We start from the raw sequence: 8,277 nt of genomic DNA on the forward strand, positions 1-8,277 counted from the left end.
CGTGGTTACCGGTCAGGCCCATGTAGAGACCGAGGTTGCCCGGCAGGCGCGGCAGGAAATAGCTACCGCCCACATCCGGGAAGTAACCGATGCCAACTTCCGGCATGCCCATGCGCGTGCGCTCGGAGATCACCCGCAGTGAGGCACCCTGGACCAGGCCCATGCCGCCGCCGAGCACGAAGCCGTTCATCAGCGCCAGCAGGGGTTTGCTGTAGGCATGGATGTACTGGTCCAGCGCGTATTCTTCCTCGAAGAACGCCCGATGCAGGCTGTCGCCGTTCTGGTAGCTGTCATACAGCGAACGGATATCGCCACCGGCACAGAAGGCTTTCTCGCCAGCGCCGCGCAACACCACCGCGACTACATCCTGGTCGTCCGCCCACTCCTGCAATTGCATGTGCAACATCCGCACCATCTCCAGGGTGACGGCATTCAGCCCGGCAGGGCGGTTGAGCGTGAGATAGCCGACGCGGTTACGAACTTCAATCAGTATCGGCGCTTCTGCCTGGGTCATGTCTAATCCTCTTGGCGGTAGAGTTTGATGATCGCGGAGAAGTCCAGCCCGCCATGGCCCTGCATGCTGAAGGCCTGGTACAGCTGCTGCGCGAGACCACCGAGGATAACCGGCTGGCGCACTTGTTTGGCCGCCTCGCTGGCCAGACCAAGGTCTTTGAGCATCAAATCAGTGCCGAAGCCACCGCTGTAACCGCGCGATGCCGGGCCGTTTTCCAGCACGCCAGGGAAGGGGTTGTTGATCTCGGAAGCCCAACACCGGCCGCTGGAAGAGTTAATGATTCCGGCCAGGACTTTGGCATCCATCCCTAGCGCCACGCCCAGCGACATGGCCTCGGCCACGCCGATCATCGAGATGCCGAGCAGCATGTTGTTGGCAACCTTCGCCACTTGGCCGTTACCGGTGTCGCCGCAATGGACGATGTTCTTGCCCATGGTGGCGAGGATTGGCTGTGCTTTGGTGAAGTCCGCTTCGCTGCCACCGACCATGAAGGTCAGGGTACCGGCCGCGGCGCCGACCGTGCCACCGGATACCGGAGCGTCGAGCATGGGGTTGCCGTTTTTTGCAGCGGCTGCAGCGACTTCCCGCGCGGACATTGGATCGATGGTGGAGGAGTCGATCAGCAGCACGCCGGATTGGACGTTGGCCAGAAGCCCGTCTTCACCGAGGTAGACCTGCTTCACATGCGCGGCAGCCGGCAGCATGGTGATGATGGTTTCAACCCCTGCACCCGCGACGGCAGCCGGTGAGGTTGCCTCTTTGGCGCCGGCTTCGACCAGACCCGACACCGCCGCAGCGGAGAGGTCAAAAACCGTGACTTGATGGCCGGCTTTGAGCAGGTTGCGAGCCATCGGCCCGCCCATGTTGCCGAGCCCTAAAAAACCGATATGCATGGCCGTTTCCTTCTTGTTCTGATTGACGGCTGAAACGGCGCCGGGCGACCCGACGCCGATCCGGTTACTTGAGGTTGATCGTAGTGTTCACCGGGCCGCCGACCTCATTCTCATCGAACCAGCGCTGGGTGACGGTCTTGGTCTGAGTGTAGAACTGCACCACCTGCTTGCCATACGGGCCGAGGTCGCCGAGCTTGGAAGCGCGCGAACCGGTGAAGGAGAACATCGGAACCGGCACCGGGATCGGCACGTTGATGCCGACCTGGCCTACGTCGATCTCTTCCTGGAAATGCCGGGCTGCGGCGCCAGAACGGGTGAACAGGGCGGTGCCGTTGCCGTTGGGGTTGGCGTTGACCAGCTCGATGGCCTGATCGAGGGTATCGACCTGCATCACGCAGAGTACCGGGCCGAAGATTTCCTCACGGTAGATGGTCATGTCCGGCTTCACCCCGGAGAAGATGGTCGGCCCAACGAAGTTGCCCTTCTCGAAACCGGAGACCTGCGGGTTGCGACCGTCCAGAGCCAGCTCTGCGCCTTCCGACACGCCGCGCTCGATCAGCGAGCTGATGCGATCCAGTGCTGCGCAGGAAACCACCGGGCCTACGTCGGTCCCGCTTTCAGCGCCTGCGTTGACCTTCAACGTTTTGGCCTTGGCGACCAGATCCGGCAGCCAGCTCTGTGCTTCGCCCACCAGGATCAGCACGGACAGCGCCATGCAGCGCTGGCCGGCTGCGCCAAATGCAGCGCCAGCCAGGTTGTTGAGCGTCTGCTCCTTGTGCGCGTCGGGCAGGATGATGCCGTGGTTCTTCGCGCCCATCATGCACTGCACGCGCTTGCCGGCCTGGCTGGCACGGTTATAGACGTGCGTGCCGACCTTGGTGGAGCCGACAAAGGAAACGGCCTTGATATCCGGGTGGTCGCAGATCAAGTTCACCGCATCGGCGCCGCCATGAATCACGTTCAGCACGCCCGGCGGCACGCCTGCTTCCATCGCCAGCTCGGCGAGACGCATGGTCACCATCGGGTCCTGCTCGGACGGTTTGAGGACGAAGGTATTGCCGGTGGCGATGGCCATCGGGAACATCCACAACGGGATCATCGCCGGGAAGTTGAAGGGTGTGATGCCGGCGCAGACGCCCAGCGGCTGCAGCAAGGTATAGGTATCGACGCCATTGGCAACGTTGTTGGCCAGCTCGCCCAGCTGCAGGTTGCCGATGCCGGCGGCATGCTCGACCACTTCAAGCCCGCGAAATACATCGCCCTCGGCGTCCGGCAGGGTCTTGCCCTGCTCGGCGGTAAGAATGGCGGCGAGCTCCTTCATGTTTTCGCGAATCAGCTGCTGGTACTTGAGGAAGATGCGCGAGCGAGCGCCAATAGGCGTCTTGCGCCAGGTCTTGAAGGCTTCCTTGGCGCTGGCGACCGCGGCGTTCATTTCCGCCTCGGTAGCGAACGGCACCCGGGCTAGGACTTCTTGCGTCGCCGGGTTGACGATGTCGCGCCACTCGCTGGTGGAGGACTCGACCAGCTCGCCGCCGATCAGGAGTTTGACTGTGGGAATGGCACTTGACTGGGTCATGGTGGGGTCCTGGCGATTGTTGTTATTCGGATAGGCAAGTTATGGAACTGTCCTGATCCTAGAGTGCAAATTTGCCGACTTCAATGCGGCTCGCTGCATAGCGAGTCTGCATAAATACACACGCTAGCCCACCACGGCGATATCGCGGAACTGTCGGGATTCGCCGTCTCGTTTGGTTGTTTAGACCTGCACGGCTATTTCGCAACGGATCGTAAGAGGGTTGATCTTCTGGCGGGAGAGCAGCGCCGCGCTACCCGGTGTGCTCCAGCGCCGATGCCAGACGTGCTCCACGGCGTTATCTAATCTGCGGAGCACTCAGGACGTGGCCGCGTGCACACGTGGGTCGCCAGGTTGTGCCCACACATCGTTATCAACCGGTTCGGGATCGTCGTGTCCGACGCAATTGAGAACAGGCGGGAGAACAGCTGCGCGCAGGTGGTCACCGGTAGCCGTAGCGTTTCGTTGTGCCGTTCGGCGTCACTTGACGTTGGATTTCGATGTACAGAGATGAGGGATGCAAACCAACCGGCCCATTCGGGGTTCTTGACTGGGCGGTCGGGAGGCCCGGTGTTCGGGCGGGAGACGAGGGATCAGGCGGGAATAGAGCAGGGGTGGGAAGGTCCGAGCAGGCGCTGCGTCCGCTAGGACGTCAGCGGCCCGGTTTCCTGGATGCAGTGACTTAGTTCACTGCGTCCTTCAGCGACTTGCCTGGCTTGAAGCCTGGCAGTTTTGCTGCGGAGATCTTGATCGTGGCACCCGTCTGCGGGTTGCGGCCGTCACGGGCTGCGCGCTCTTTGACGGCAAAGGTGCCGAAGCCGACCAGCGTCACGCTGTCGCCGTTCTGCAGGGTGTTGGTCACGCTTTCGGTGAAGGCGTCCAGCACACGAGTGGCGGTGCTCTTCGGTACATCGGCGGAGGCGGCGATCGCTTCAATCAACTCGGCTTTATTCACGGGTGTGGCTCCAGATTGGAATGGGTGGTCAGTATAAGCAGCGTCTTGCTCTGTCGCCTGCGGCAAATCTCCTCTTTTTTCAAAAATATCCCGTGCGGGGCGACAAATCTCATGGTTGCCTGGTCCAGACGCTTTTGTCTGGACAGCGGGATTTCGGCTCCGGTTCATTGCCATCCCGACCATTGGTAACTCTGCAGGCGCCTGTATGTAACAAAAGCAATGCGCCCGCCGCAACCAGCGCGCCTTACCGGGATGAAGACGACACGAACCGGCCAATCTACACGCTGATTAGCGCGCTACGACTTTAGTAGCGGATATCGACATCGATTTCGATGGGCGTGTCGCCTGGCACCTCAAACCGGCTCTCTTCGAATGCTGGCGGCCCCATTACCTTGGGGTTATTGGACAAGCCGTATCCTTCGGTGGGAAACATGCCAAACCGAAGATCCAGCTCGCCGTTACCGTTTTCGTCGTGGTAGGCCATCACGGCGTACTGACCGGCAGGTACGTCTTCGAACACCGCTGTGACCGACCCGGCCTTGGCTGGCAATTCGCTGGCGGCGATTGCCTGATCCGCTTTGCGGAATGTCTTCGGATCGGAAAACAGAGCCACGCGGACGGTGCCTCGACCGTGTTCGAGGTTATTGAGCTTGACCGTTAGCGGCTGGCCGTCAGCAACAGCCGCTTGACCTACCGTCATTGCGATCAAGGTTAGCGCTACGCGCAGTGTCATTGGTTTCGCTCCTGGTTGACGTGCATATCGAATGAATTGGAAGTTGTGGGCCTATCAGGCGTGCCCAGATTAGCTCGGCGATAGTGCCGCGGTTCCAGTGGATCGACCAGCAATACAGCTGATCAGTCAGTCACGCCCATAACGAAGCGATAACGCCGTGGCTCCAGCAACGCAGCGATGCGATGCTAGATGCCAAACGACCGGTGACCGAGTCCGCATGAACAAAACCCATCTTCAGACGCTGATCATCGAAAAGCTGCAGGACGATCTCGCTGTGGCAAAGAATGCGCTGAGGGCCTCCCACGAGGCGGCGACGCACTCCGAAAGCAAAGCGGAGAACAAATACGATACCCGCGGGCTGGAAGCAGCCTACCTGGCTGATGGCCAGCGGCGGCGCGTTCATGAGATAGAGACGGCGCTCGCAAGCTATCGAAACCTACCCGTACGATCGCATCGCAATGAAGCGATCACGTTGGGCGCACTGGTTTCGCTGGAATCTTCTGACGCTCATCGTTGGGTCTTTTTGGGGCCGGATGCCGCAGGACTGTGCGTGTCCGTTGAGGGCGATGAAGTGCTGGTGATCTCTCCGCGTTCACCGCTGGGCAGAGCGCTGCTGGGCTGCGAGGAGGGTGATGAGGCCGAGGTTCGTGTCGAAGGACAATCCATTCGCTACAGCGTAATCAGTGTCAGCTGATCTGCTTCCATCGCGCAAGAGAAAGGGCATCTTTCGAAAATTAAAAATTATTCGTATATCAATCAGTTATAAATGCTAGCTAATGTAGATTCTACGATTTGCGATGCTGCTTTCTGCGGCGGCTGTGAGGCGCAAGGCGATTTGAATAAACGATATCAACAAACATATCTATCCTTCTGATTTTAAAAGGAAAATGATCAGAGAGTTGATCATTCTTAGCCGCTACCGTTAGCTCTCGCGCTCAACCGTTCTACTGCACCGTTTCCACCTTGCCGCTGGCGCCTCCAACTTCGCCTGGTGCCGGCAAAATGCCACCTCTCACTCTGTCCAGAAACAATTTGACGCATCCAGTCGAGCTGACTATCGTGCCGCATGCAGATGATAAGCAATCTCATTAGTATTTGCGGAGGTAGTGGTGAACGCACTGACTCGCGTCGCCTACGACGGGTCTGGGGAAGGTTACAAATTCCCGCCCTCGTACCGATTTTATTCGCCGGCTGGAGGCATCGAAGCCAGCGGTTGTTTCAAAGTGATAGACACGCCGGCGGAGGGCGCCGGGCCGGGCCTTGAGCAGGATGTTCAACGTGGATTCACCGAAGCTCAGGCGGCTGGGCTAAGGAACCCGGTACTGGTCGGCGTGATCCCTTTCGATAAGCAGCAACCCTCAAGCTTGTTCATTCCGCGACACATTAGCCATTTGCCTCCCACGGCACCGCCCACCTCCATATGCGGATTCGCCTGTGGAAATGCCCGCCAGTGCATTGAGCAGCCCAACCAGGCCGAGTTTCAGCAGGCCGTTACCCGAGCGCTTGCAGCGCTTCGTAACGGGCGTCTCGACAAAGCAGTGCTGTCCCGTCTGCTGCAGCTTGAGTTCGACGAGCCGCCATGTGCGGCGACGATCTTCCAAGGGTTGCGTCAGCAGAATCCCGAGGCGTACCACTTCTTCGCGGATCTGCCTGACGGCGGGGTGCTGATCGGCGCCAGTCCCGAGCTGCTACTGCGCAAAACCGGCCAACGTCTGGAAACCAACCCTCTGGCCGGCTCAGCCCGGCGTCATGCCGGACCAGCGGAAGACGAGTATGCGGCGCAGTGCCTTCTTGATTCTGCAAAAGACCAGCACGAACACCGTTTGGTGATCCGCGATATGGAGCGCCAGCTGCGGCCTATATGCCGGGAACTGCATATTCCCGACGCACCATCGCTCATGAGCACCGCGAAGCTATGGCACCTGTCCACAAGAATCGAAGGTGAGCTCGCCGAGCCCGTGTCAGCCCTCAAGCTGGCGTGCCAGCTGCACCCGACCCCAGCGCTCTGTGGCTTTCCTACAGCAGCTGCAAAACAGCTGATCTCAGAACTCGAACCCTTTGATCGAGGTGTTTTTGGCGGCATCGTTGGCTGGTGCGACGCCGCCGGAAACGGCGAATGGGCTGTGGTTATTCGCTGCGGCGTGATCGACGAGCGCATAGTCAGGCTGTTTGCCGGGGCTGGGCTGGTATCGGAATCCTGCCCCGAGTCTGAATGGCGCGAAACCGGCACCAAGCTTGGCACCATGCTCGCGGCGTTCGGTCTTGGCCGGGAGGCTGTATGAGCCTGGTTCCGTTCACACACTGGCCTGAGGAATTTGCTGAGCGATACCGCCAGGCCGGTTATTGGCGTGGCGAACCGCTGAGCCAGATGCTCGTTGAGCAGGCCAGCACCCAGCCGGACGCCGTTGCCGTGATCGACGGTAGCAAGGTTATGAGCTACGCCGATCTGGACCAAGCTTCGACGAACCTAGCGCAGCGGCTGGCGAACCGCGGTCTGGGGCAGGGCGACCGCGCCCTCGTCCAATTGGGCAATCAGGCCGAGCTGTACGTTGTGTTCTTCGCCCTGATCAAGGCTGGAATCGCGCCCGTTAACGCATTGTTCAGTCACAACCGTCTCGAGCTGGTGGCCTATGCCGCGCAAATCCGCCCGCGGCTGCTGATTGCCAGCAGGGCTCATTCACTGTTCACAGGTGATGCGTTTGTCGAAGAGCTAACGGAGAGTATTCCTGACCTTGATACCGTCTTGCTGCATGACGACCCCCATCCAGAGCTATGTCTGAAGAGCTGGTTCGAACCGGCGAAAGAACTGCGGTCGTTCCGACCGACACCGGCCGGCGAAGTGGCGTTCTTCCAGCTCTCCGGCGGCAGTACCGGCACGCCAAAGCTGATCCCGCGCACCCATAACGACTACCTCTACAGCGTTCGTCGTAGCGTCGAGATCTGTCAGTTCGACCGAGACACGCGTTATCTCTGTGCACTACCTGCAGCGCACAACTTTCCGCTGAGCTCACCCGGCGCGCTGGGTGTGTTTCTCGCTGGCGGTCGTGTCGTGCTCAGTCCGGACCCCGGTCCCGCCAGTTGCTTCCCTTTGATTGCACAGCAGCAGGTCAACGTTACCGCGCTGGTGCCGTCGGCTCTGGCCATGTGGCTGCAGGCCGCCCCCAGTGGTGAGCTCGATTCGCTGCAGTTGATTCAGGTTGGCGGCGCCAAGCTGCCTGAGACTCAGGCCAGGCAGGTGCCCCAGGTGTTGGGATGCCGGCTGCAACAGGTCTTCGGCATGGCTGAAGGGCTGGTCAACTACACACGGCTGGATGATAGCGATGAGCATATCTATCTGACCCAGGGCCAGCCGATGAGCCCAGATGACGAGATCAAGATCGTTGATCGCGAGGGTCATCCAGTGGCTGCTGGCGAAATCGGGGCGTTGATGACGCGCGGGCCATACACGATCCGTGGCTACTTCCAGAGCCCCGAGCACAACGCCGCCGCATTCGATGCCGAAGGGTTTTATCGCTCCGGTGACCTCGTTCGTCAGCGCGCGGACGGATACCTCGTCGTCGTCGGCCGGATCAAGGATCAGATCAATCGTGGCGGCGAAAAGATCGCCGC

8 protein-coding genes are annotated in these 8,277 nt (G+C 60.2%); 3 read left to right on the forward strand and 5 right to left on the reverse strand.

Annotation, left to right across the window (positions count from 1 at the left end):
* From PSTU_RS0103535 to PSTU_RS0103555, 5 genes are all read right to left on the reverse strand, one after another.
* A partial coding sequence (locus tag PSTU_RS0103535) for an enoyl-CoA hydratase/isomerase family protein (RefSeq protein WP_019339662.1) occupies positions 1-514 on the reverse strand: 514 nt, incomplete at its 3' end.
* A gap of 2 nt (positions 515-516) precedes the next feature.
* Positions 517-1,407 (reverse strand): 3-hydroxyisobutyrate dehydrogenase, encoded by an 891-nt coding sequence (gene mmsB, locus PSTU_RS0103540; RefSeq protein WP_019339663.1) that lies wholly within the window; start codon positions 1,405-1,407, stop codon positions 517-519.
* A gap of 64 nt (positions 1,408-1,471) precedes the next feature.
* Entirely contained in the window at positions 1,472-2,983 is a 1,512-nt protein-coding gene (locus PSTU_RS0103545; protein ID WP_019339664.1) for a CoA-acylating methylmalonate-semialdehyde dehydrogenase, read from the reverse strand.
* A gap of 679 nt (positions 2,984-3,662) precedes the next feature.
* Positions 3,663-3,935: an HU family DNA-binding protein gene (locus tag PSTU_RS0103550; RefSeq protein ID WP_019339665.1), complete on the reverse strand. Its 273-nt coding sequence runs from the start codon at positions 3,933-3,935 to the stop codon at positions 3,663-3,665.
* Between the two features lie 304 nt (positions 3,936-4,239).
* Positions 4,240-4,668 carry a DUF2141 domain-containing protein gene (locus PSTU_RS0103555; protein WP_019339666.1) on the reverse strand — a complete coding sequence of 143 codons (429 nt, stop codon included), beginning with the start codon at positions 4,666-4,668 and terminating at the stop codon, positions 4,240-4,242.
* 217 nt (positions 4,669-4,885) lie between these two features.
* On the opposite strand from PSTU_RS0103555, the gene PSTU_RS0103560 reads away from it, so the two are divergent.
* The 3 genes from PSTU_RS0103560 to PSTU_RS0103570 all read left to right on the forward strand — a co-directional run.
* The gene (locus PSTU_RS0103560; RefSeq protein ID WP_019339667.1) at positions 4,886-5,362 is read left to right on the forward strand and encodes a GreA/GreB family elongation factor; all 477 of its coding nucleotides are present in this window, start codon (positions 4,886-4,888) and stop codon (positions 5,360-5,362) included.
* 415 nt (positions 5,363-5,777) lie between these two features.
* The gene (locus tag PSTU_RS0103565) at positions 5,778-6,950 is read left to right on the forward strand and encodes an isochorismate synthase MenF (protein ID WP_019339668.1); all 1,173 of its coding nucleotides are present in this window, start codon (positions 5,778-5,780) and stop codon (positions 6,948-6,950) included.
* On the forward strand, positions 6,947-8,277 hold a 1,331-nt coding region (locus PSTU_RS0103570; RefSeq protein WP_019339669.1), incomplete at its 3' end, for an AMP-binding protein. The genes PSTU_RS0103565 and PSTU_RS0103570, both read left to right, overlap by 4 nt.

Source organism: Stutzerimonas stutzeri SDM-LAC (assembly GCF_000235745.1).
Taxonomy (GTDB): domain Bacteria; phylum Pseudomonadota; class Gammaproteobacteria; order Pseudomonadales; family Pseudomonadaceae; genus Stutzerimonas; species Stutzerimonas stutzeri_H.